Source organism: Ligilactobacillus agilis DSM 20509 (genome assembly GCF_001436215.1).
In the GTDB taxonomy this organism is placed as follows: domain Bacteria; phylum Bacillota; class Bacilli; order Lactobacillales; family Lactobacillaceae; genus Ligilactobacillus; species Ligilactobacillus agilis.
On record NZ_AYYP01000070.1, the window covers coordinates 20,813 to 44,382 of the forward strand.

Sequence of the window (23,570 nt, forward strand, 5' to 3'; positions counted from 1 at the left end):
CAAGTTAGAAATCTTACTTTTAAATTCCGTAAGTAAAAGATTATAATGGAATCGAGGTGATGCTAATGCGGCTATGGCTTTCAGGCTATCGTAGTTATGAATTGGGGATTTTTAATGAACAGGATTTAAAGGTAAAGGTCATTAAAGCGGCCTTAAAGGAACGACTGGTAGCTAAGTTAGATCAAGGTTTAGAGTGGGTAATAACTGGGCCTAACTTGGGTGTGGAGCAATGGGGCTTGGAAGTAGTCTTGGAATTAAAAAAAGCTTACCCTGACTTGAAGTTAGCCTTACTTGAACCGTACGCAGATTTTTCTAGTCGCTGGCAAGAGGCCAAGCAAGTGAAGCTAGCGCAGTTGCGAAGCGAGGCTGATTTTTTTGGCTTAGTGAGTAAGAAGCCCTATCAAGGAATAAGACAGTTACAAAATTACCAAAACTTTTGTTTAAATCACAGTGATCAGGCCTTATTTGTTTATGATGAATTATACCCGGGTAAATTAAAGTTTGCTTACCAAGCTAGCAAGAAAAAGGCTAACTATCCTTGTGAATTGGTGACGATGGATGAGTTACAGACCTTTGCAGCTGATTATCAAGAAAATTACGGAAGTTGGTAAAAATCCTTTGCAAGTTGTAATATTTTTGTTATAATTAAAAACGTTATGAGTTAAGTTCCTATTATGGAGATGAGGTGCATTGATGGAAAATGTAAATCTTACACCCAAGGACATCGTAAATAAAAATTTCAAACCTAAAATGCGGGGCTATGACCCTACAGAAGTTGATGAATTCCTAGATATGGTTATTCAAGATTATGAAAACTTCAACAAGGAAACGCAACGGCTTCAGGTTGAAAATGACCGCTTGGTGGCCAAAGTAGATGAACTTACTAAGCAACTAGCAGTTGGTAATTCTGGTAAGACGGCGCAACCTACTAGTTCTACAACGAACATGGATATCTTAAAGCGTTTGTCTAACCTAGAAAGACATGTTTTCGGTGCACAGCTTAACGGTGATAATAACCAAACTAATCGGTTTTAATATAGTTAAATAAAAATGTAGATTTCGGGTAATCGCGGTCTACCTTGAGTAGGCTGAGGAAAGTCCAGGCTTGCACAGGCTGAGATGCCTGTAGTGATCGTACTTACTGAAAAAATAAGGTAAGGCACCAATTGGTGACGGCGGATAAAAGAGCTAAGGGAAACTATGCTTGAGTAGTCCTGAAAAGTGCCACAGTGACGAAGTAATGTTGGAAACGGCATTAGTGGAACGCGGTAAACCCTGCGAGCAGGTAACCCAAACTTTGGTAGGGGCGCTTCATGACGGAAATGAACAAATCATGGGGGCGAGTGAAAACTCGGAGATAGATGATTACCACCGAGATCGGTACCTGACCGGTCGACGTACGGAACTTGGCTTATAGAGATCTACATACAGGATTAATAGAGACTGGGAATTTTTTCCTGGTCTCTATTTTTTTGGCAGTAAAGGGCATTCAATAGAAAAGAGGAAAATTTATGAAGAAATATAATTTAATTGCCACGGCGGCAGCAGGAATTGAAGCAATTGTTGGAAACGAACTGAGACACTTAGGCTATGAGGTCCAGGTGGAAAATGGACGCGTGCGTTTTCAAGGAACCATTGAAGATGTATTAGAAACTAACTTGTGGCTTAGAACTGCTGACCGGGTAAAAATTGTTGTTGGCGAATTTTACGCGCGTTCATTTGAAGAATTATTTGAACAGACTAAGGCATTGCCTTGGGATGAGTTTTTACCATTGGATGCTAATTTTCCAGTAGCGGGTAAATCTCAAAAATCTACCTTACACAATGTTCCTAGCGTGCAGGCAATTGTCAAAAAGGCGATTGTCACCAAGTTAAGCCAGGTTTATCACCGGACAACGCGCTTACCGGAAACGGGAGCAGTCTATCCGCTAGAAGTCGCAATTAATAAGGATAAGGTGTTGTTAACTTTAGATACCAGTGGTTCGAGTCTATTTAAACGTGGTTACCGGGTAGCTAAGGGGGGAGCGCCACTTAAAGAAAATATGGCGGCGGCCTTGGTTTTACTAGCCCATTGGTATCCTGAAAAGCCATTTGTTGATCCTGTGTGTGGTTCTGGGACGCTACCGATTGAGGCGGCCTTAATTGGGCACAACATTGCGCCAGGCTTTAACCGGGATTTTGCTTGTGAAAGTTTTGCTTGGGTAGACCCCAAGCTGGCTCAAATGGTAAGGGATAAGGCGGATAGTCAGGCTAACTATGACATTGAGTTAGATATTTGGGGTTATGATATTGATGGTAAGATGATAGAAATTGCTAAGCAAAATGCCCTAGAAGCAGGGTTAGCTGCTAGTGTAAACTTCAAACAGATGGCTTTAAAGGACTTTAAGACGACTAAGGAATACGGGGTGATTGTAGCTAACCCACCATATGGGGAACGCTTAAGTGATCAAGCCTCGGTCCGGCAATTATATAAGCAAATGGGGCAAGTTTACCAACCATTAACTACTTGGAGTAAATATATCTTAACTAGTGATTTGGAATTTGAAACTTACTATGGACAAAAAGCAAGTAAACGGCGTAAACTATACAACGGTTCACTTAGAACTGATTTATTCCAATACTGGGGTAAGAGAAAGCCTAGAAATTAGGCTTTTCCAAATAGTTAAGAAAGAGAGTTGTTGATTGTGAATGAGTTAGGACAAAGGCAACACTATATCTCTTGGCCCGTAATTGCCATGGTAGGGTTTGTGACAATTATTGGTTTCGATGATATTTTGTATCCCTTGCAAAACCAAGGGTTATCAGTTGTTTTCTCCTGGATTTTTATGGTGTTCTTCTTTGTTATCCCTTATGAAATGACGGTTGCTCACCTTGGTTCGACTTTTAACGGACACCAAGAAGGGGGGCTGGCTTCGTGGGTTAGAAGAAGTACCCATAGTGATGCTTTAGGTTATTGGACCGCCTGGATGTATTGGGCGGCTTGCCTACCTTACATTGTCGACGTGGCTAATTCAACGATTGTGTCGTATAGTTGGTTGATTTTAGGCAATAATCACCTTGATCAGTATATGTCTAGTTTTTGGTTTGGGGTTTGGACCTTCGTAATTATTCTAGCCTTTATTTTATTGGAGAATTTTTATAAAAAGTCACTAGAGCTAATGGCAACCATTGGTGGGGTGGCAATGTTTTTAATGACCGTCTTATTCGTGGTCATGACCGCTTGGACTTTATTAACTGGGGGAAAGATTGCTACCCATCCTTTTAACTTAGAGGCGTTTATCCCTAAGTTTTCGACCTCGTATTTTGCTACCACGGGACTATTGATGTTTGCGGTTTGTGGGGCTGAGTTAGTTGCTCCTTACTTGACCAAAATGAGAAATCCCAACCGTGATTTTCGCAAGGCAATGTGGTTGATTGCACTGATGACGGCATTTTTAACCGTCTTTGGAACTTTTTCGTTAGCAATCTTTTTTAATGCCAATGATTTACCACATGACTTAAAGATGAACGGGTCTTATTATGCCTTCCAGCTTCTAGGACAGCAAATGGGCTTAGGCAAAGGCTTGATGTACCTATTTGCCCTAGTACAAGCAATCTACATGATGGCTCAGTTGGCAATTTTTCTAGATTCAACTAGTTGGGTTTTTGCAGCGGATACGGCTGCTAAGTTTATGCCTAAATGGATGAGGAAGCGTAATCGTAATGGGCGACCTATCCATTCTTATGTATTAACTACGGGGTTAAGTTTATTCCTACTTATTAATGAGTGGGACCCTACCGGATATTAACGCTGTATTCAACTGGTTATTAAATTTAAATGGAATTGTGTTTCCTTTCAAGAATTGTTGGTTGTTTTTAGCTTTTATAGCGGTTAGATACCAACAAGATCGCTTTACGTCCGAATTCGTCTATATCAAAAATCGGATGGGGGCATTAGCGATGGGAAGCTGGTGTTTTCTGTTCTCCCTAGTCTGTGCCGTGATGGGCTTCTTGCCCCAAGATGTTACCTTTGGGACTAAGGCCTGGGATCATCAGTTATTGATGAACTTCTTATCTGTCGCAGTTTTATTTGGTGCCGGCATGATTATGCCCCTCTTAGCGCGCTTGGAAAAGCGTAAAGCGAGTGTCCAGGAGTAAGATATACAAATTTCAGCAATAAATACCTTTCAAGTGTATAGATGCAATCATCCTATACTTGGGAGGTATTTTTTATGAGGTTATGCTAAAAATTAGCTAGTAAAAAGACAAACTTTTGCCAATTAATGCGACCGTCATTCAAAAAATTACGAATAGTTCTAGTAGTGAAAGCGGGAGCTTCTTTAGCACGATACAAAGATTGACGTGCAAAGATAGCAGTAAGCAACCACTTGATAAACTCTGTCGGGTTAATTGGAGTACGTCGTTTGAAATTAACCTGGCGAATAATTTTACCTATACCAAATTTGCTTGAAAAATGTAGCGATTGAAAAAAATGATTCGTTATTTTCTTGAGAATAATTTATACTGGACATAGCGTAAGGACCCCTTTGTTTTTTATTTGTGCATTTAAATTATAACGCAGGTGTCCTTGCGTTTTTCTATTTTTTGGCAAAAAAGCATGAAATAGCGGGAAGTATCCACTATTTCATGCTTTCAAGTTTCAGTTTGAAACAAGCTAGACATTCTAGTATTTTTAAAACTTGATATAAATCAATTATTATATTTCTATGCTCGGTTATACTGGATATAATAAAGGAGGTAGAAATCATGCAAAAATGGTTATTACGTTATCGGAATTGGTTGACAGCAATAACTGGTGTTCTTATTATACTTGCTTTTTCATCCAAATGGGTTTTTAGTAGTGAGCAGGGTTCAGCTTATCTACTGTTTGTAGCTTCATTAGTTGGCGGTTTACCAATTTTTGTTCAAGCCTATCAAGCTCTTAGAATTAAGGTAATTAGCATCGATCTCTTAGTAACTCTTGCTATTTTAGGAGCATTTGTTATTAAAGAGTTTGAAGAATCAGCTATTGTAGCTTTTCTCTTCTTATTTGGTGCATACTTAGAACAAAGAACATTAGCCAAGACACGTTCTGCGATTAAGAATCTCGTGGAGATGGTACCAGAGACTACTTTTCGTAAACTACACAATGGTGACTTTGAAGAGGTGTCAGTTGAGGAAGTTAATGAAGAAGATATTCTTTTAGTAAAAACTGGTGGAAAGATCCCAGTTGACGGTGAAGTGATATTTGGCTCTGGTACTGCAAATGAAGCAAGTATTACGGGCGAATCTATTCCAGTCTCTAAAGGTTTAAGAGATAAAGTTTTTGCTGGTACCATTCTCGAAAATGGCACTATACAAATACGTACTGAGAAGATTGGGGAAGATACAACTTTTGGGAAAATTATTGAATTAGTAGAAGAAGCACAGGACAGCAAGTCAAAAGCTGAGAGATTTATTGACCAATTTTCAAAATACTATACTCCTTCAGTTTTAGTGTTAGCGATTATTGTTTGGCTTATTAGCCGCAATATTGAGTTAGCCGTTACTATTTTGGTTCTTGGATGTCCTGGTGCACTGGTTATTGGCGTACCAGTTTCAAATGTGTCAGGGATTGGAAATGGCGCACGACATGGTATTTTATTTAAGGGTAGTGATGTCATTACAAACTTTAGTAAAGTTGATACAATGTTATTTGATAAAACAGGAACATTAACTTATGGTAACCCTCAGGTTGCACAGACAATCTATTATAGCAGTGATAGGAGTCTTGCTGAGAGCTTACTGGCTAGTGTTGAGAGAGAATCAAATCATCCGCTCGCGAAAGCAATTGTGAACCATTACTATTACTCAGGTTCTGTAGTAGAGGTGATTGACTCAACAGAGGTCGTTCAAGGTGGGGGAGTTGTTGCTCGTATTCAAAATCACCAAGTTCTCGTTGGGAACTCTTATTTGATGAATCAATATAATATTCCTTTCACTAACCAGATGAAGAGCGACATAGCAGGGATGGAAGCAGAAGGGAATTCAATTGTCCTAACTGCTATTGATGGACAAATAGCTCTTGTTGTAGGGATTCGCGACCAGATTAGACAAGGAGTCAAGGAGGATTTAGAGACGCTTAAGAATATGGGAGTAAAAAATCTCATTCTATTATCTGGAGATAATCAAGGTACAGTTGATTTAGTTACTAATCAGTTAGGCTTAACCGAGGCTTATGGTCATCTACTACCAGAAGACAAGGCAGAATTTGTGAGAAAACGTCAGGCAAGTGGAGAAATAGTAGCATTTGTCGGAGATGGTATTAATGATAGCCCATCATTGGCCTTAGCAGATATTGGAATTGCCATGGGAAACGGTACAGATGTTGCCATTGAAACTTCAAATGTTGTTTTGATGAATTCGGATTTTCACAGAATCCCTCATGCGATTGGATTGGCTAAAGCCACACGACGTAATATGATTGAAAATATCTTCATTGCATTGCTAGTCGTAGTAGTTCTTCTTATCAGCGTTCTCTCAAGTTCGTGGATGAATATGGCAATTGGCATGTTTATTCATGAAGGTAGCATTCTCGTAGTTATTTTGAATGCTATGAGGCTTTTAAAATATAAAAGAAAATAGAGATTCTTGATAGAAATCAATTTTTTACTCTAAATATCGTACTATACTAAAAATATAATAAGGAAAGGAAGTAAAGATGATGAAAAAAGCTATACTACAGCTTGAAACACTGGCTTGTCCAACATGTATGCAAAAAATTGAGGGAGCCATTAAAAGTGTAACAGGTGTCGATAAGGAAAGTGTCAAAGTTCTATTCAATGCCAGTAAGGCAAAAGTAAATTTTGACGCTAGTATGACAAACATTAATGAAATTGTGAAGGCAGTGCAAGCAATTGGCTATGATGTCCTAAAAGCATCAGAAAAATAATAGGAGAAAGTTACAATGTTAAAACAATTTTTTGAAGCAAACGATGAGATGCTTGATCTATATACAAATGCTATTACAAAAGCTCATGGGAAAAATCATCCAGAAGTCTTTGACGTTCGCAAAGTTTATGAAACAATTCAACATAAAATTAGGGATAATAATTTAGACCTATCAAATGAATTTTCAGAACTAAGAGCTCTTACAAAAGATTATACAATTCCAGATGATGCTTGTGAGACATTTACTAAAACTTATCAGCTATTAAAACAATTTGATGAATTATCTCAAGAATAGGTTTTATCAATTAGAAGGAGGCTATCCATGGTTCAACATATTTGTGTGACACTTGTACCATTATTTCATCATCTGTCAGAAGATGAACAGATTAAAATTAATAGATTGGCACAACACAAACAATTTAAAAAAAATGAAATTGTTTTTAGACCAGGAGATGAAAATCTAGACATCGTGGCTCTCGGAAGTATGAAAGTATTCCAACTGTCTACAAATGGTGATGAACAGCTTTTACGGGTCGTTGAACCAGGTGGCTATGAGGGTGAGAATCAGTTGTTCGGTATTAAAAATGAATCTCTTTTTGGTAAAACTCTTGAAACAACTGAAATTTGTAGATTAAGTAAACAAGCTTTTGATCAAGTAATGCTTAGGAATCCACAAATAGCTCTTAAATTATTTGAATTAAGTGCGCAAAAGATGATTCAAGTAGAGAAACAGGCCCATATTTTATCTATGGAGCGTGTTGAGGAACGGTTAGCGAACTACCTCTTGGATCTGTCAAAAGTAGCGAACGATTATCGGTTCAGTTTACCTATGAAGATGATTGATATCGCGCGATATATAGGAACTACCCCTGAAACTCTTTCTAGAAAATTTAGATTTCTTGAGGATAATAGATTGATAAAACGTTCAGGTAGAAGAATAATTATTCTTAACAGAGATGGCTTAATTGATTTATGAGGTGAAAAATGTCGTTTAACAAATTAAAGGAATATCTACCCTATCGAGGAGAAAAATATATTAAGCCGGAAAAGGCTGGTAATTATCGCCAGTATATGATGGATTTAAGGGACCTAGCTCGACAGGCCCGGGATGAATTCAGTTTAATCAGTAAATCTTTTGAAGACAGGGTAAAGCCATTTAAAGCAGAGCGTGTTAGTCAATGGATGAATCAATCTCAGCTATGTCGTCCACATTTTTGGTGTTATTTCCGATTGCCTTCCGATGATTTGGATGATTCAGCATTGGCTATTCGTCTTTATGGGGAATCTGATAATTTTGGAATTTCCGTTGAGGTTAGTTTTGTAGAAAGAAGGAGGTCTGAAAACAGTTTAGAGAAACAAAATAAAGTTTTGAATCTTCTTCCTTTTGGAGCTATGTATTATTTTGTACAAAAAAATGGTATAAGTTTCAAAATGGATGCAACAGAAGAAAATCGAAAGAATTTACTAAAACAGGTCAAATCAGGTGAGGTTCGTAAGGTCTTGGTTAAACAGGATATTCCAATTGAGACTGACCACTCATTAGAACGGTTAATTGATGATCTATTAAAAAGTTTTGATGAATTACTGCCATTTTATAAGGAAACAAAGAAATAAACTAAAGGATAGGTAGAAGTAACGTAAGCACTCCATAATGAGACGTATGTAAATATTTTCCTAATCCCCCTATACTACTAACATGGACATAGTATAGGAGGATTTTTTCATGGAAAAGCAAGAGATTGTTAAGTTTAAATTGACACTAAAACGGAAGCCAAAAGCTAAAAACAGAACCAATAAGTTGAGACTAGCTACTGAAATAAAGCTAGCCAAAGTGAAAATTTCGCTATATCACGGTGCTGATGTCGAACTTATGAATGATATCTGGGAGTTGGTGAAGAAGCATGCTGGTTAATTATCATGCCCCTAGGCATGTGTACATTGTTTGTGGTAACACTGATTTACGTAAAGGAATTGATACGCTGGCAATCTTAATTGCCGATAACTTCGGCTTAGATCTTTACGATGACTCCTTATTTTTATTTTGTGGACGGAGAAATGATAGGTTTAAGGCTCTTTACTGGGACGGTGAAGGGTTCATACTACTTTACAAGCGGTTTGATAACGGACGTTTAACTTGGCCACGAAATAGTGAGGAGGTTAAGGAGTTGGATAGTCAGCAACTTAATCTACTTTTAAAAGGATTAAATCCTTTACCACAGCCAAAAGTTCATCGTGCCAAAAAAGGTTGATAAGTTTTACGACTTTCTAGATACTATCCTTAATCCAAGTGGTAAATTGAAAAAAGCAATCGGTTATGCCAAGAAATTCCGCACTAGATTGGAAAAGATTTATGAAATTGGTGAATTACCGTTATCAAATAACCCAGTTGAACAAGCAATCAGACCAGCAACTCTAGTCCGCAAAAATTCACTATTTGCGACAACGATAGCTGGAGCAAAAGCTAACGCAATCTGGTACAGCTTAATCCAAACAGCTATAGATGTCTCTAAATATCTCAACTACATCTTTTCATTACTAGAACAGCGAAAAGAGGTTGATGTTGAGGCTTATTTGCCATGGAATTCCGAAGCCAAAGAAAGTTGCGCCGTTGCAAACTAAAAGGCCGTAAATTCACAATTTGTGATTTTACGGCCTTTTTTACCAATAACGTCCAATTATGGAGTGATTATGTTTTTTCCCAGCCTCTTTTTAGATAACGTTTTTTAGCGGACAACGATTACTGAACAAGGAGCGTTTTGCGCCATTGCGCTTGCTTGGGAACCGATAAAGATTTGTTTACGGCCAGTGACCGGTTTGGTTTTAGAGCCACAGACTAATAAATCGGGCTGAAACTCTGGTAAAATATCTTCGATAATGACGGTTGAAGGCTTACCCTCACCTGTAAAAGCGAAAACTTCTTTGACGCCAAAACTTCTAGCCTTATTGACGTAACGGGCTAGGTCGTCACTGACTTGATTGCGCCGCTTTTTCATGATATCTGGACTTAAGGTATCAAAGATGTTGAAGTCTTGAACTTCTAAGATAGAAACAATTCCTAGCGGAGCACCTAAACGTTTAGCGGTAGTAACGGCATAGTTAAATGCGCGGACTGAAGAGTTTGAATCATCTTCGTCGACAGCAACTAGAATTTTGGTAAAACTACGTGGTGTGATTTCGAAATTAATACGATCTGACATAACTTTCCCCTTTCGTTTAGTGGAAAATGATTAAGCTTTGTGATTAGAATTCATTTTGGCAAGGTGTTTATCACCCTTTTTAATTTCAACAATGGTCCAGGCTAACAGCAAGAGAATTGCGACAATTAAAAAGTAGGCGATGCCGTGAGCGACTGAAACTTGGGTAGCAGTTGGGTGTTCGCCAAAGAAGTCGGTAATTGAGTCAGGAAGCCCCTTGAGATTTAGGACCGTTAACGAAATAACGGAGAACCAACCTAAGACCTTAATGATTAGTGAGTTTTTAAACCGCCCCATAGTTTCTTCACTATCGGTCATCATGATTAACGGAATCATGGAAAATGGGAGGGCAAAGGCCAAGAAGACCTGGGAGTTGTTCATTAAGGTATTCAAGGATTGGTGTTCTTGAATGGTACTTTGACCACTGGTGAAAGCAACACACAGTAATACTGGTACCACTGCGATTAAACGCGTAACTAACCGCCGTGCCCACAGAGGCATTTTTAGGTTAACAAACCCTTCCATGATAACTTGCCCAGTTAAGGTCCCCGTAATAGTAGAGTTTTGACCAGAAGCTAAGAGGGCAACTGCAAATAGGACTGATAAAATCCCTGACTTAGCAACTGAAATCAAGACGCCGTTGCTAAGAGTTGAAGTGTCTGAGAGGGCGTCGTATAAACCAAAGAAGGAAGCGTCTTGGACTGCGCCGGTCTTGAAAACAGCCACCCCCATAATTAGTAACAAACAGTTAACGACAAAAGCAGCTGTTAATTGGATGTTTGAGTCCCAGGCTGAAAATTTAACAGCTTGCGCAACCGCTTCTTCATCGTCATGGTCAATTTGTCTTGTTTGCGAAACCGCTGAGTGAAGATAAAGGTTATGTGGCATTACGGTCGCCCCAATAATTCCTAAAGTCCCCATCAGAGGAGTCATGCCGTTGACAGTTGGTGTCGTTGAAAAAGTTTTAGCACTAGGGATGAAACCACTAAAAACTGCCCCCCAGTCAGGGTTAGAGAGTGCTACTTGGTAGGTAAAAACAAATAAAATCACTAAAATCAAGGCAACAACAATAGTTTCAATTTTTCTAAAACCAACTTTAGTTAACAACAATAGAACTAAGACGTCTAAAACGGTAATAAAGACGGCTAAAAACATTGGAATTCCAAATAAGAGATAAAGGGCAATCGCAGCCCCGATAACTTCGGCAATATCTGTAGCCATGATAGCTAGCTCGGTCATGATCCAAAGAATAATTCCTAAGGTTTTGCCGGTGCGAGCGCGAATGGCTTGGGCAAGGTCTAACTGGGTCACAATCCCAAGTTTAGCTGCCATGTATTGAAGTAACATCGCAACCAAACTTGACATTAAGATAATAGACATCAAAAGGTATTGGAAATTTTGTCCCCCAGTAATCGAAGTTGACCAGTTACCTGGGTCCATATAACCTACGGCAACCAGTGCACCCGGGCCGGAGTAAGCGAGCAAAGTCCGCCAAAAACCTTTACCCTTTGGAACTTTAACGGTCCCATTAATTTCTTCGAGGGATGGACCGTTAGCGTAAGCGATAAATTTTTCTTTATCGTGCTTAGTTTCATTGTTACTCACAGTGAAAACCACCTTTCTTAAATTAGCACAACTGTATTGTACCTTATTTTAGAAGTGTTTGAAAGAAATTTTTAGGCATACCGTAAAATTATTAATTTTTAAAATGATGTATAATAGTGAAGAGAAATTTTTTTCGTTGAGGTGCTGTTATGAACTATTACTGGCTCTTGTTTTTTGATGCTAATCAGCCTAGACGGCCAGCGGTTTTGCGTCAACTATTGGCCAACCGTCAGAAGGGCTCGGCCTTATACTTTGGCATGCTAGCTAATTGGTTACAATATATCGGCTTATTTAGCGGTTTTGATGAAGCAAAGTTTGACCGCGAAATCCAGCAGCTAGTAACGGCTGCCTATTTAGAAGCGGGTTTAGCTGGATTAACCCTGAGTACCAAGGGAGTGGAATTTATAAACGAGAATGATTTGAAATTAGAGCTAGCGCAACCAAAATTATTTCGGATTTTTCCAATGGAACTAGTAGCCAATCTGATTTTATTGGCAGTTCAAGTCGCTTCGGAGGCCAGTTATCAAAATAAACAGTATTACGTAGTTACTGACAATGTCTACAGCCAATACTTATTTAAACGCTGGCTAACGCAAAGTAATTACGGCCTAACTGGACTGCAAGAAGAATTAGTACCTAGTTTAGCAACTTTTTTAGCCAATGAACCACCACAAAAGGCTGCCATTTTTGCCCAAAAATTACGGGGCCATAATTTTCCGGGGCAAACAAATGAGCAGCTAGCAACTATTTACGGAAAATTCCCATTTGAAATTGAGCAAATTTGGTTAGACCTGCTCAGTAGGTTTGCTTATTATCTTTACCAAGGCGATGGAAAATTAGCTGAGCTAATGGCCCTAACTCAACCAAACTTTGAGCCAGTACGTGCAAGCAGGTTTAAGACGATTAACGCTTTTATGGCTGGAAATACTATTAAGGAAATCGCCAGCCACTTGCACATAAAGGAAAATACTGTATTAGATCACCTTTATGAGGCCTACATTTGGCATGGAAAACCCGACTTATTAAAACTAGTTTCGGCTAAGGAACAAGAGTTGATGACTAAGTTATTTGTAGAGACAAAGAGTCAAGAAGAGTGGTCCTACCAAGATTTAGTGGCGGTTCAACCAGAAATTGCCTTTTATAAATTTAGAATCTTTGAGATTGCAAGGGGGCGGAAACGGTGGCAAACTTAGAGCAATTTTTAAAACAAACCTACCATTTTAGCGCCTTTAGGCCGGGCCAAAAAGAAGTCATTAATGCCTTGCTGGCTAAGCAGTCAATGCTGGCAATTTTACCAACCGGTAATGGCAAATCTTTATGCTATCAGTTTTATGGACGCTACACCAACAAACGGGTACTGATTGTATCGCCTTTATTATCCCTAATGCAAGATCAAGTTAGTCAAATGAAGTACCAAGGTTACCAGCAGGTGATAGCATTGACTTCGGAACAGGATTATTTAACCAGGCAGAAGGTGTTAGCTAATTTAGGAGCCTACCAGTATATCTTTTTGGCTCCTGAAATTTTGCAAAATCAACTGGTTAAGCAGGCCCTCCAAACCCTCAAAATAGGTCTGTTAGTTGTGGATGAGGCCCACTGTATTTCAACTTGGGGGCCTGATTTTCGCCCGGATTACCTGCAACTGGGTAAGTTACAGCGCCTGTTAGGTCAGCCCTTAACCTTAGCTTTAACAGCGACTGCTACGCCCAAGGTTAAAGAAGATATTTGCCAGCAGCTAGGTTTAAGCAAGGTTTACCAGCGTTCGGTCAACCGGGAAAATATCTACTTAGAAGTCTTGAAGGTGGCTAGTCAAAGTCAAAAGGATCAAAAATTGCTAGAGTTAGTTAATTACTTACAAGGACCAGGACTAATTTATTTTTCTAGCAAGAAATTAGCTGACCGTTTAGCTAAGTGGTTGGGGCAACGTAGTCAGTTAAGAGTAGCTGCTTATCATGCGGGGCTTAGCCATTTGGATCGGTATTCGATTCAGCAGCAATTTTTACAAGGACAGTTAGACTTAGTTTGTGCGACTAGCGCTTTTGGGATGGGGGTTAATAAGGAGGATATTCGCTACGTCATCCACTACCACCTACCTAGTGACTTGAATAGTTACGTTCAAGAAATAGGACGGGCTGGGCGGGATGGTAAACAAAGCTGTGCTATTCTTTTATATCAAGCTGGAGATGAATTTATTCAAAGGCAGCTGCTGGAAAATACGCTACCTGCCCCGCTTGAAATTAGCCAATATTTTATGAGTAAAGCTCAAGGCCAATCTAAAATAAGTTCAGAAAAACAACGGCTCTTAGCAAGTTTTAATGACCAAGTTGCCGGCGAACAACGGGCGCTAACTTTTTTTGCAGCTAGAAAAAAAGAACGGCTAACAGCACTTAAGCAGATGGCGACCTACGCAAAGACCAGTGGCTGCTTGCGACAGTATATTCTAACTTATTTTGCTGAAAAACCTGGGCAGCATAATGACTATAACTGTTGTCACAACGCCGACTACTGGCAAACGCTTGCGCAATTAGGCCTAAAAAGAAAATCCCGTGACGAAAGAAGTAATGCTTGGGCAGGCAAATTTGAATACCAAATAATCTTGGCCCAGTTATTTACCAATTACAACAAATCAGAAGAATAGCCTTTTTAGACTAACAAAAAGATATTAGCTATGGTAAAATAATACGAGTAATACTGTTTAGGAGGAAAATGAGGTATGACTAGTCATAATAAAAAACCGTGGGAAAATACATTTGAAGATGAAAAAGATTCCAAGGGTAACTATTCTCGCACGGTTAACCGCCGCAATACTAAGCGCAATACTGTTTTGACAACGTCATTATTGGTAATCTTTATTGTGCTAATATTGGGAACGATTGGGTTATACTTTGTGTCACAGCGGACGGCTTCTGAAGAACAAGCAAGCAGTTCAGTTACAATTGCTTCTACTACTAAGAGTATTTCTAGTAAGAAGACAAGCCATAAGGAAAAAAAGACTACAACCAAAGCTAGCAGTGTAAAGGAAACGGCATCAAGTAGTGAAGCCAGCAGCCAAGCAACCAGTCAAGCCGAGGAAAGTAGCCAAGCGCAAAGTACAGAGTCAGCGCAAGCAAGTAGCCAGCAAGAGCAAAGTCAAGCAGAGTCAAGCAGCCAAGAGCAATCTTCTCAAGAAGCTGCTTCTTATGCAACGGTTGGGGCTGGCCAAGGGATTTACCGGGTGGCCGCTAATAACGGTTTAAGTATTTCTGAATTGTTACAACTCAATCCAGGTTTATCTGCTAACTCAACCTTAACACCCGGGCAAACTGTAAGGGTTAAGTAATAAATTAGATAAATAATATTAAACAAAAAGCGAGGATGCTAGTCAGCCTCGATTTTTTTATGAGGGGTTATTTTTTATGAAGAAAAAATTACAAATTGCAATTGATGGACCCGCTTCTGCCGGGAAGAGCACGGTGGCTAAATTGGTGGCAACCAAATTAGGTTATATCTACTGTGATACCGGCGCAATGTACCGGGCGGTAACCTATGCTGCCATTCAAGCTAAGGTTGCCTTAGATGATGACCAAAAGTTAGCCGAACTGCTGACTGATTTAACTATTGAATTTATACCCGGTCAACCAGAGCAAAAAGTAATTGTTAACGGGCAAGATGCTACTAAGCAAATTCGGATGCCAGAAGTTACCAATAATGTGTCAGTAGTAGCAGCCCAAAAGAGCGTCCGGGCTGATTTGACTAAACGGCAACAAGAAATAGCAGCTGCCGGTGGAATTGTCATGGATGGACGTGATATTGGCACCACGGTACTACCAACTGCTGAGGTGAAAATTTTCCTAATTGCTTCCGTTGAACAACGGGCACTAAGACGCTACAAGGAAAATATTGCCAAGGGGATTAATACTCCGTTAGCACAGCTAGAAGAAGAAATTGCCCAACGGGATTATAAGGATTCGCACAGAGAAATTTCTCCTCTAACTAAGGCAAGTGACGCAGTAGAACTAGATACAACTCCATTGAGTATTGATGAGGTAGTCGCTGCGATAATGGCAATAATCGAAAAAAAGCAAGCCAATTAATAGTTTTGACTGGAATTTTATATAATAATACGTTAAAATGTAATTTAGAGTTAGTCGTTAAGGAGGACATTGTCCATGAGTGATACAGAAGCAAAAGATTTATTAGCAGCTTTAGATAGCGTACAAGAGGTGAAAATTGGAGACGTAGTTAAGGGTGAAGTTTTAGCCTTCGATGATTCCAAGCAAGCCATTATCGGAATTGAAAACGCTGGGGTTGAAGGAGTTGTTCCTGCACGTGAATTAAGTGTTAAGGAAGACGAATTACACGTTGGCGACACCTTAGAATTAGTAGTTATTTCTAAGATTGGTTCTGACAAGGAAGGCGGTTCATACCTCTTATCCCAACGCCGCTTAGAAGCACGTAAGGTTTGGGATAACATTGAAAAGAAATTTGAAGCAGGTCAAACAATCACTGCTCCTGTTACTCAAGTCGTTAAGGGTGGTTTAGTAGTAGATGCCGGCGTGCGTGGCTTCGTACCAGCTTCAATGGTATCTGACCACTTTGTTGAAGATTTAAACCAATTCAAGGGTCAAGAATTAGAATTTAAGATTGTTGAAATCGAACCAAGTGAAAACCGCTTAATCTTATCTCGCCGTGAATTAGTTAAGGCTGAACGTCAAGCTAAGAAGGAAGCTGTGATGGCTAAATTAGTTGTTGGTGACGTAGTTGAAGGTAAGGTTGCTCGTTTAACTAACTTTGGGGCCTTCATTGACTTAGGTGGAGTTGACGGTTTAGTTCACGTTTCAGAAATTGCCTTTGAACGTGTAGATAAGCCAGCAGATGTATTGAAGGTTGGCCAAGATGTTAAGGTTAAAGTTTTAGCAGTAGACGCTGACAAAGACCGGATTTCTCTTTCAATCAAGCAAACTTTACCACAACCATGGGACAAGGTAGCAGAAGAAGTTGCTGAAGGTGATGTTTTAGACGGAACTGTTAAACGCCTTACTAGCTTTGGGGCCTTTGTTGAAGTCTTCCCAGGGGTTGAAGGTTTAGTTCACATTTCACAAATTTCACACAAGCACATTGCAACTCCAAATGAAGTTTTGGAATCTGGTCAAGAAGTTAAAGTTAAGGTCTTGTCAGTTAATGCAAGTGACCACCGTTTAGCTTTATCAATCAAGGCTTTACAAGAAAAGCCAGCAGTTGAAAAGAAGGAAGCTGCACCTAAGGCTGAAGAAAAGGTTACTTTACCAGAAGAAGAAACTGGTTTTACTTTAGGTGACCTTGTTGGTGATGAATTAAAGAACAACGACTAAGTTTTATTTAGTTGATATTTTTGGCTGGCCCGAAAGTCTTACCTTTGGGTCAGTTTTTTATTGAGATTAGAAAGAAAAGAGGGGATCTAATGGCAAATCCAGTTGTAGCGATTGTTGGGCGGCCTAATGTTGGTAAGTCAACCATCTTTAATCGAATTGCAGGGCAAAGAATTTCAATTGTCGAAGATATTCCAGGCGTTACTCGTGACCGCATCTACGCCAAAAGCGAGTGGATGGGGCAAAAGTTTAACATGATAGACACAGGTGGAATTGATATCGGCGATGAACCATTTGTGACGCAAATTACTGAACAAGCTCAAATCGCAATTGAAGAAGCAGACGTGATTGTCTTCTTAGTTTCAGCTAAAGAAGGTGTGACCGATGCAGATGAAAAAGTAGCACGAATTTTATATCAAACCGATAAGCCGGTAATTTTGGCTGTAAACAAGGTAGATAACCCAGAGTTGCGGGCCGAAATCTATGATTTTTATTCACTTGGTTTTGGCGATCCCGTTCCAGTTTCAGGTACGCACGGAATCGGGACCGGTGATTTATTGGACTTAATTTGTAAAGCTTTCCCAAAAAGAGAAGCGGTAACAGAAGATCAGACTGTCAAGTTCAGCTTTATTGGCCGGCCTAACGTGGGTAAATCCTCCTTGGTAAACGCAATTTTAGGAGAAAATCGGGTGATTGTTTCAAATATTGAAGGAACAACCCGGGATGCTATTGATACTAAATTTGTTACGGAAGATGATACCGAGTTTACCATGATTGATACTGCCGGAATTCGGAAAAAAGGAAAAGTCTACGAATCAACGGAAAAATATTCGGTCTTAAGGGCCTTACAAGCAATAGATCGCTCGGACGTTGTCTGCGTAGTTTTAAATGCCGAAGAAGGAATCAGAGAGCAAGATAAGCACGTTGCTGGCTATGCCCATGAGGCAGGGCGGGGGATTATCATTGTCGTAAATAAATGGGATACTTTGAAAAAAGATAACCATACCATGAAAGACTTTGAGAACTTAATTCGCCAAGAGTTCCAATACTTATCTTATGCGCCAATTATTTTTGTTTCTGCTAAAACGAAACAAAGGTTAGCCAACCTACCTGCTTTAATCAAGCGGGTTAACGCTAACCACGAGCGGCGGATTGCTTCGGCGGTCTTAAATGACGTTGTTATGGACGCAATCGCACATAATCCGACTCCAACTGACAATGGGAAGAGATTGCGGGTTTATTATGCAACTCAGGTGGCCGTTAAACCACCAACTTTTGTGATTTTTGTCAACGACCCTGAATTAATGCATTTTTCTTATGAACGCTTTTTAGAAAATCAAATTCGAGCTGCCTTTGACTTTGAAGGAACACCAATCCACCTCATTGAACGGCGGCGCAAATAATTTTCATGTGATCGTTTTCTTTTGCTTAACTTAAACGGAACAAAAATTTGCCTGTTTAGGATAAAATCATAAAAAAACCTTGTTATATCAAGCTTTATATGGTATTTTATTAATTGAGCAATGATTGTTGGTCATTGTTTCAACTCGTGCGGATTTTCCGTAGAGTATTTTTAAACATGGTCATCCATGTATTTTCGCTTCAAGGAGGTGAAACATATGGCAAACAAAGCACAATTGATCGAAAACGTTGCTGAAAAGACTGGTTTAACTAAGAAGGACGCAACTGTTGCAGTTGACGCTGTTTTTGGTTCAATCCAAGATTTTCTTAAGGATGGCGAAAAAGTTCAATTAATCGGTTTTGGTAACTTCGAAGTACGCGAACGCGCTGCTCGTAAAGGCCGTAACCCACAAACTGGGGCAGAAATTGAAATTCCTGCAAGCAAGGTACCTGCATTCAAACCAGGTAAGGCTTTAAAGGACGCTGTTAAATAAGCATGCATTTAATTGCATAAGGAGGGGGTCATGCCGCTGGCATGGCCCCCTTAATTTTTGGATCAAGGAGGAATTATGATGACTTATTCTGAAGAAACCCTCGAGTTACTTGCAAATGGCCAATATGAAGAGGCTAAAAAGAAATTTGCTTGGGCTTTGCGTAAGGATGACGATGACATGCTTTATAGCTTAGCAGAGGAACTGTATTCGTTAGGATTTAGCACGATGTCCAAGCGGGCTTACCAAAAGCTATTGGAGCGTTATCCTAATGAAGATGGTTTAAAAACAGCCTTAGCTGATATTGCTATTGGTGAAGGTAATGATGACGAAGCTTTAACCTATTTAGCTGATATTGCTCCTGAGTCTGAAGCATACGTTGAAGCCTTACTTGTCAGTGCTGATTTATATCAAACTCAAGGGATGTTTGAAGTTAGTGAACAAAAACTACTGGAGGCATACCGCTTGGCTCCAACTGAAGAGGTAATTTGGTTTGCCTTGGCCGAATTTTATTATAATATCAAGAAATACGAACAGGCGACTAAGTTTTATTTGGAATTAATTAAGGCTGGAACGTTTGAACTAGCAAAGGTTAACCTGGTACAACGTCTAGGGGTTGCTTATGCTTCTGACGGGCATTTTGAACAGGCTTTAGGTTACTTAGAGCAAATTCCTAAGGAAAAATTAGACCCAGACACTAGTTTCCAACTAGGTTTTACCTACCAACAGTTGGGTAAAAATGAGGAGGCTAAAAAACAGTATTCAGCCCTCCGTGAAACCAATCCAGATTATGCGACCCTTTATCCTGCCCTAGCCGAAGTTTTGGCAACCGAAGGAAATTACGCGCAAGCTTTAATCACGGTGCAAGAAGGGCTGGGGGTTGATGAATACAACCCTAATCTCTACCAACAGGCAGCTGACTATGCTCAAAAACTAGGGCAAGCTGCTAAAGCCAGTGATTATTTAAAGGAAGCTCTAGCCTTGGAACCAGACAATATGACCTTGGTTTTAAAACTCAGCAACCTTTACCTGTTATTGGGGCGCGATGAAGATAATATCGCCTTTTTGAAACGTTATTTAGCAAGTAACGAAAGTGATGGCCAATTATATTGGAACCTGGGTAAGGCCTATGCAAATCTAGATGACTATCAAGCAGCCTTAGAATATTATGATGCCGCCTACCAAGAGTTAGACAAGAACAGTAGCTTTTTACGTGATGCAAGTTTCTTCTATCGAAATGCGGGTCAGGCTAAGCAGGCCTTGACGGCGGTTAAGAGCTATTTGGAAACTAACCCTAGCGATGGAGAAATGTTAGAGTTAGAATCTGAGCTGGAAAATTGGTAACAAGGTAAAAACTAGTGCGCTGACCGCTAATTCCCATTGAGTGTCTAAAGATTCCTTAGCTTTAAAATTTTAGTAAATATTTTTATGAGGTAATTACTAGCTTGAAGTTATTATTAGGCTTTAGCAGTTTAATTAGTTCTTGTAAAAAATACCTTTACTTAATCTAAATATATTTTAATTGTTTTGGAAAAAATTAGAAAAACCTATTGTAACTTAGTATCGTTATGGGTTATCATGGTTTATGTAATGATTAATCTATAGTTATATATGATTAAGAGGGGAGATTGAAGAACCATGAAGACAAAGCAAGAAAATATATTTTCTTCTAAGACCCTGAGCTACTTTTTGCAACTAGCTGAAACAATGAGTTACACTCAAGCGGCTCAAATTTTAGGCATAACACAGCCTGCCCTAACCCAGCAAATAAAGAAGTTGGAACGCACGGTAGGAGCGCCACTTTTTTATTCAATTGGTAAAAAACTACACCTATCAGACGCTGGTTATACCATGCTTGATGCAACCCACCAAATTTATGAGACATTAAACCGGGCGACCGATGAAATCCAACAATCAACCAGTGCAACTCAAGGTGAAATCAATATTGGGCTGTTGGCTTCGATTGAGGTGAGTGTCTTTACCGACTTTGCCATTAAGTATTTCGAAGAAAATAACGGAATCAAATTAACGATTCATAGTTTGACTAGAAAAGAAATTTGGGAACGGTTAGAAAATAATACGATTGATTTGGCCGTAATGTACTTACCAGATGAAAGTATTAAGAACTGGAAGCCTTATGAATCTAAGCGTATTTTAACGGAAGACTTACTCTTCTTGCATGCTGAAGACAAATTAGCTAAGCGGCGGCGTGTAAAGATGAAGGAAACCTTAAATAATAAGTGGGTGACTTACCCACCTCAATACTACTTGAACGACTTGATTAGGGAGTCTTATAAGAATGCCTTAGTTGATAAACCAATCAGCGTAGCTCACTTCACTAAGCCTGCGCAAATCTTTAATTTTGCTAAGGAAACCAACGTTTATACTGCTTTGCCAAGTTCCTTTGTAACAGCTCATAACAGTGCGATGAACGGACTAAAGACAGCTTTATTCGAACCAGAAGTCAAATTTGATATGTCCTTTGTCTTTTGGAAGGGGAAAGATCAGATTCCACGTATTGAGAGCTTTTTATATGCATTTGAACGCTACTTAAGTCAAAAAGATTATGTTAGCCGCTTGACAGAAATCAGTGAAAAGTATTAACTACTATATAGAGATATTTTTAGATAGGAGTTCTGAAAAATGAAAGAATTAGTTTTTGGACATCAAAATCCTGATACAGATGCAATCGTAGCCGCTAAGGCCTACTCATACTTACAAAATAAATTAGGTAAGGATACAGAAGCGGTAGCATTAGGTGAACCTAACGAAGAAACAAAGTTTGTCTTAGCCCACTTTGATGAACCAGCTCCCCGGGTTATTGAATCTGCTAAGGCAGAAGTAGAAGCCGTTATGCTAGTTGACCATAACGAAGCCCAACAAAGTGTAGCTGATATTAAGGACGTAACGGTTACAAATGTTATTGACCACCACCGGATTGCTAACTTTGAAACAGCTGGTCCACTTTATTACCACGCTGAACCAGTTGGTTGCTCTTCTACTATTGTTTATAAAGAATTTGCAAGCAATGGCGTTGAAATTCCTGCTAAGTTAGCCGGCTTAATGCTATCAGCTATTATTTCTGACACCTTACTGTTTAAGTCACCAACCACAACTGCAGATGATATTGAAATCGGTAAGAAATTGGCCGCTATCGCTGGGGTAGATTATGAAACTTACGGTTTGGAAATGCTTAAAGCTGGGACTAACTTGGCTGCTAAGACAGAAGCAGAGTTAATTGAAGCAGACGCAAAGTCATTTGAAATGGGTGGCCTTACAGTTCGTATCGACCAAGTTAATACCGTTGATTTAGAAGATGTCTTCAGCCGGGAAGCAGCTTTCCGGGCAGCGATTGAAGCTGAAAATAAGGCTCAAGGTTATGACCTCTTCTTGCTAATGGCAACCAACATCCTAGACTCTAATACCCGTTTATTAGTAGTGGGTGAAGGTCAAGACAAGGTTGAAGCAGCCTTTGGAGTTAAATTAGTCGATGGTAAGGCAGACTTACCTGGGGTAGTTTCACGTAAAAAGCAAGTGGTACCACCATTGCAAGCAGCCTTTGACTAATTAATATTGGTTAAATTAAATAGATTATTGACGACCTTGGCACGGTTAGTTGCCGGGTCGTCTTTTTGTGTAAAGTAAATAAAATGTTACTTTAACTAACGGTAAAAAATTGTTAACTAGGCAAATAGTTTGTTATACTAGATTTCACTAGGGAAGGTGATTTTTTGAAGATAGATGGACACACACATACAGAACTCTGTCCCCATGGAAATCATGATCGGGTGGAAAAAATGATTTTAAAGGCAATCAAATTGGGCTTTACCGATTACTGTCTAACAGAACACGCACCACTTCCACTTAACTTTAAGGAACAGTTTGCAGGTAATTTGAGTGGTTTAAAGACGGCTGCGTTAACCTTTAACCAGGTTGATGAGTATTTGAAGTTAGCTGAGGACATGAAAGCTAAATTTGCAGGTAAAATTAATATTTCAATTGGATTTGAAGTAGATTATCTTCAAGGTTTTGAAGAAGAAATCAGAAATTTTTTAGATGAGTACGGTCCCTATACTGAACAAAATATCCTGTCGGTTCACTATATGCCCGGACTTAAGCAGCAATTTTATGGTATCGATTATGACCCAATCGAATTTGCGACAGGTTTTGGTCCCTGGCTGGAAATGCCAGATGCCTTGTATGGTAAATATTTTACCCAGATAAAAAATTCATTACTGGCCGATTTAGGGCAATATAGTCCTATTCGAATCGGACATATGTCACTAATTAAAAAATATCAAGATTATTTTGGACTAGATTCAAAGTGGGATGAGGAAAATTTAAAACAAATCAAGGAAATTCTAGATTTAATAAAGGAACAGGGGCGGCAATTAGACTTTAATACAGCTGGTCTAAGAAAACCTTACTGTAATGACTTTTATCCTGGTAAGACAATCATTGACTTAGCATTAGAAAGAGAAATTCCGTTAGTTTTTGGTTCGGATGCCCATAGTTTAGAAGAAGTTGGAGCAGCTTGGCATTTTTATGATGACTATCTAAATTAAAACCATTTTATTTGACACGAGAAAAAATTAGTGTTAATCTAATTAAAAATTAATAATAATTGTTAAAATATAATGGTT

At 39.2% G+C, this 23,570-nt stretch carries 24 protein-coding genes, 1 other RNA gene, 1 pseudogene and 1 other annotated feature (1 of these 27 cut by a window edge); of the genes and pseudogenes, 24 read left to right on the top strand and 2 right to left on the bottom strand.

The genetic code is table 11. The features are described from left to right. Window positions 1–65 precede the first annotated feature (65 nt). The 13 genes and pseudogenes from FC14_RS08885 to FC14_RS08945 all read left to right on the top strand — a co-directional run bounded on the left by FC14_RS08885 (window position 66) and on the right by FC14_RS08945 (window position 9,528). Window positions 66–611 (top strand): SLOG family protein, encoded by a 546-nt coding sequence (locus tag FC14_RS08885; RefSeq protein WP_056977513.1) that lies wholly within the window; start codon window positions 66–68, stop codon window positions 609–611. Window positions 612–693: 82 nt separating this feature from the next. Then, window positions 694–1,035, top strand: a complete 342-nt coding sequence (gene gpsB / locus FC14_RS08890; RefSeq protein WP_050612309.1) for a cell division regulator GpsB — start codon at window positions 694–696, stop codon at window positions 1,033–1,035. A 20-nt stretch (window positions 1,036–1,055) separates the two neighbouring features. Then, window positions 1,056–1,419, top strand: an RNA gene (gene rnpB, locus FC14_RS10450) — RNase P RNA component class B. 92 nt (window positions 1,420–1,511) lie between these two features. Further along, window positions 1,512–2,648 carry a THUMP domain-containing class I SAM-dependent RNA methyltransferase gene (locus FC14_RS08900; protein WP_056977515.1) on the top strand — a complete coding sequence of 379 codons (1,137 nt, stop codon included), beginning with the start codon at window positions 1,512–1,514 and terminating at the stop codon, window positions 2,646–2,648. 87 nt (window positions 2,649–2,735) lie between these two features. Further along, window positions 2,736–4,137, top strand: a pseudogene (locus FC14_RS08905) (APC family permease). Window positions 4,138–4,746: 609 nt separating this feature from the next. Next, window positions 4,747–6,603 carry a heavy metal translocating P-type ATPase gene (locus tag FC14_RS08910; protein ID WP_056977516.1) on the top strand — a complete coding sequence of 619 codons (1,857 nt, stop codon included), beginning with the start codon at window positions 4,747–4,749 and terminating at the stop codon, window positions 6,601–6,603. Between the two features lie 79 nt (window positions 6,604–6,682). After that, complete coding sequence (locus FC14_RS08915) at window positions 6,683–6,910, top strand: heavy-metal-associated domain-containing protein (protein WP_037619394.1); 228 nt, start codon at window positions 6,683–6,685, stop codon at window positions 6,908–6,910. A gap of 15 nt (window positions 6,911–6,925) precedes the next feature. After that, on the top strand, window positions 6,926–7,204 hold the full coding sequence (locus tag FC14_RS08920; protein WP_014294089.1) for a hypothetical protein: 279 nt from the start codon (window positions 6,926–6,928) through the stop codon (window positions 7,202–7,204). Between the two features lie 27 nt (window positions 7,205–7,231). Next, entirely contained in the window at window positions 7,232–7,885 is a 654-nt protein-coding gene (locus FC14_RS08925) for a Crp/Fnr family transcriptional regulator (protein WP_050612305.1), read from the top strand. An 8-nt stretch (window positions 7,886–7,893) separates the two neighbouring features. Beyond that, the gene (locus FC14_RS08930) at window positions 7,894–8,523 is read left to right on the top strand and encodes a hypothetical protein (RefSeq protein ID WP_056977518.1); all 630 of its coding nucleotides are present in this window, start codon (window positions 7,894–7,896) and stop codon (window positions 8,521–8,523) included. Window positions 8,524–8,632: 109 nt separating this feature from the next. Further along, window positions 8,633–8,821, top strand: a complete 189-nt coding sequence (locus FC14_RS08935; RefSeq protein WP_056977521.1) for a hypothetical protein — start codon at window positions 8,633–8,635, stop codon at window positions 8,819–8,821. Continuing rightward, complete coding sequence (gene tnpB / locus FC14_RS08940; RefSeq protein ID WP_056977522.1) at window positions 8,811–9,158, top strand: IS66 family insertion sequence element accessory protein TnpB; 348 nt, start codon at window positions 8,811–8,813, stop codon at window positions 9,156–9,158. The genes FC14_RS08935 and tnpB overlap by 11 nt, the downstream gene beginning before the upstream one ends. Beyond that, window positions 9,142–9,528 (top strand): IS66 family transposase, encoded by a 387-nt coding sequence (locus FC14_RS08945; RefSeq protein WP_056977524.1) that lies wholly within the window; start codon window positions 9,142–9,144, stop codon window positions 9,526–9,528. Before tnpB ends, FC14_RS08945 begins: the two co-directional genes overlap by 17 nt. A 104-nt stretch (window positions 9,529–9,632) precedes the next feature. Here FC14_RS08945 and FC14_RS08950 read toward each other — a convergent pair whose 3' ends face one another. After that, the gene (locus FC14_RS08950; RefSeq protein WP_056977526.1) at window positions 9,633–10,106 is read right to left on the bottom strand and encodes a universal stress protein; all 474 of its coding nucleotides are present in this window, start codon (window positions 10,104–10,106) and stop codon (window positions 9,633–9,635) included. A 30-nt stretch (window positions 10,107–10,136) separates the two neighbouring features. Further along, entirely contained in the window at window positions 10,137–11,708 is a 1,572-nt protein-coding gene (locus tag FC14_RS08955) for an Nramp family divalent metal transporter (protein ID WP_235804534.1), read from the bottom strand. Between the two features lie 149 nt (window positions 11,709–11,857). Here FC14_RS08955 and FC14_RS08960 point away from each other — a divergent pair, with 149 nt between their 5' ends. The 11 genes from FC14_RS08960 to hisJ all read left to right on the top strand — a co-directional run bounded on the left by FC14_RS08960 (window position 11,858) and on the right by hisJ (window position 23,492). Next, on the top strand, window positions 11,858–12,901 hold the full coding sequence (locus FC14_RS08960) for a helix-turn-helix domain-containing protein (protein ID WP_056977530.1): 1,044 nt from the start codon (window positions 11,858–11,860) through the stop codon (window positions 12,899–12,901). After that, window positions 12,889–14,346, top strand: a complete 1,458-nt coding sequence (locus tag FC14_RS08965; RefSeq protein WP_056977532.1) for a RecQ family ATP-dependent DNA helicase — start codon at window positions 12,889–12,891, stop codon at window positions 14,344–14,346. The genes FC14_RS08960 and FC14_RS08965 overlap by 13 nt, the downstream gene beginning before the upstream one ends. Before the next feature lie 75 nt (window positions 14,347–14,421). Then, complete coding sequence (locus FC14_RS08970; protein WP_056977534.1) at window positions 14,422–15,027, top strand: LysM peptidoglycan-binding domain-containing protein; 606 nt, start codon at window positions 14,422–14,424, stop codon at window positions 15,025–15,027. A 76-nt stretch (window positions 15,028–15,103) separates the two neighbouring features. Next, entirely contained in the window at window positions 15,104–15,781 is a 678-nt protein-coding gene (gene cmk, locus FC14_RS08975) for a (d)CMP kinase (RefSeq protein ID WP_056977536.1), read from the top strand. Between the two features lie 75 nt (window positions 15,782–15,856). Then, window positions 15,857–17,038 carry a 30S ribosomal protein S1 gene (rpsA, locus tag FC14_RS08980; RefSeq protein ID WP_056977537.1) on the top strand — a complete coding sequence of 394 codons (1,182 nt, stop codon included), beginning with the start codon at window positions 15,857–15,859 and terminating at the stop codon, window positions 17,036–17,038. 89 nt (window positions 17,039–17,127) lie between these two features. Next, the gene (gene der / locus FC14_RS08985; protein ID WP_056977540.1) at window positions 17,128–18,438 is read left to right on the top strand and encodes a ribosome biogenesis GTPase Der; all 1,311 of its coding nucleotides are present in this window, start codon (window positions 17,128–17,130) and stop codon (window positions 18,436–18,438) included. A gap of 216 nt (window positions 18,439–18,654) precedes the next feature. Beyond that, the gene (locus tag FC14_RS08990; RefSeq protein WP_050612292.1) at window positions 18,655–18,930 is read left to right on the top strand and encodes an HU family DNA-binding protein; all 276 of its coding nucleotides are present in this window, start codon (window positions 18,655–18,657) and stop codon (window positions 18,928–18,930) included. A 78-nt stretch (window positions 18,931–19,008) separates the two neighbouring features. Continuing rightward, entirely contained in the window at window positions 19,009–20,271 is a 1,263-nt protein-coding gene (locus FC14_RS08995; RefSeq protein WP_056977542.1) for a tetratricopeptide repeat protein, read from the top strand. Window positions 20,272–20,565: 294 nt separating this feature from the next. After that, window positions 20,566–21,531, top strand: a complete 966-nt coding sequence (locus FC14_RS09000; RefSeq protein ID WP_056977543.1) for a LysR family transcriptional regulator — start codon at window positions 20,566–20,568, stop codon at window positions 21,529–21,531. A gap of 39 nt (window positions 21,532–21,570) precedes the next feature. Next, window positions 21,571–22,494: a manganese-dependent inorganic pyrophosphatase gene (locus FC14_RS09005; RefSeq protein WP_056977546.1), complete on the top strand. Its 924-nt coding sequence runs from the start codon at window positions 21,571–21,573 to the stop codon at window positions 22,492–22,494. A gap of 164 nt (window positions 22,495–22,658) precedes the next feature. Then, window positions 22,659–23,492, top strand: a complete 834-nt coding sequence (hisJ, locus tag FC14_RS09010) for a histidinol-phosphatase HisJ (protein WP_056977548.1) — start codon at window positions 22,659–22,661, stop codon at window positions 23,490–23,492. A 69-nt stretch (window positions 23,493–23,561) separates the two neighbouring features. After that, window positions 23,562–23,570 (top strand) — a binding site (T-box leader); it runs 221 nt beyond the window's last position.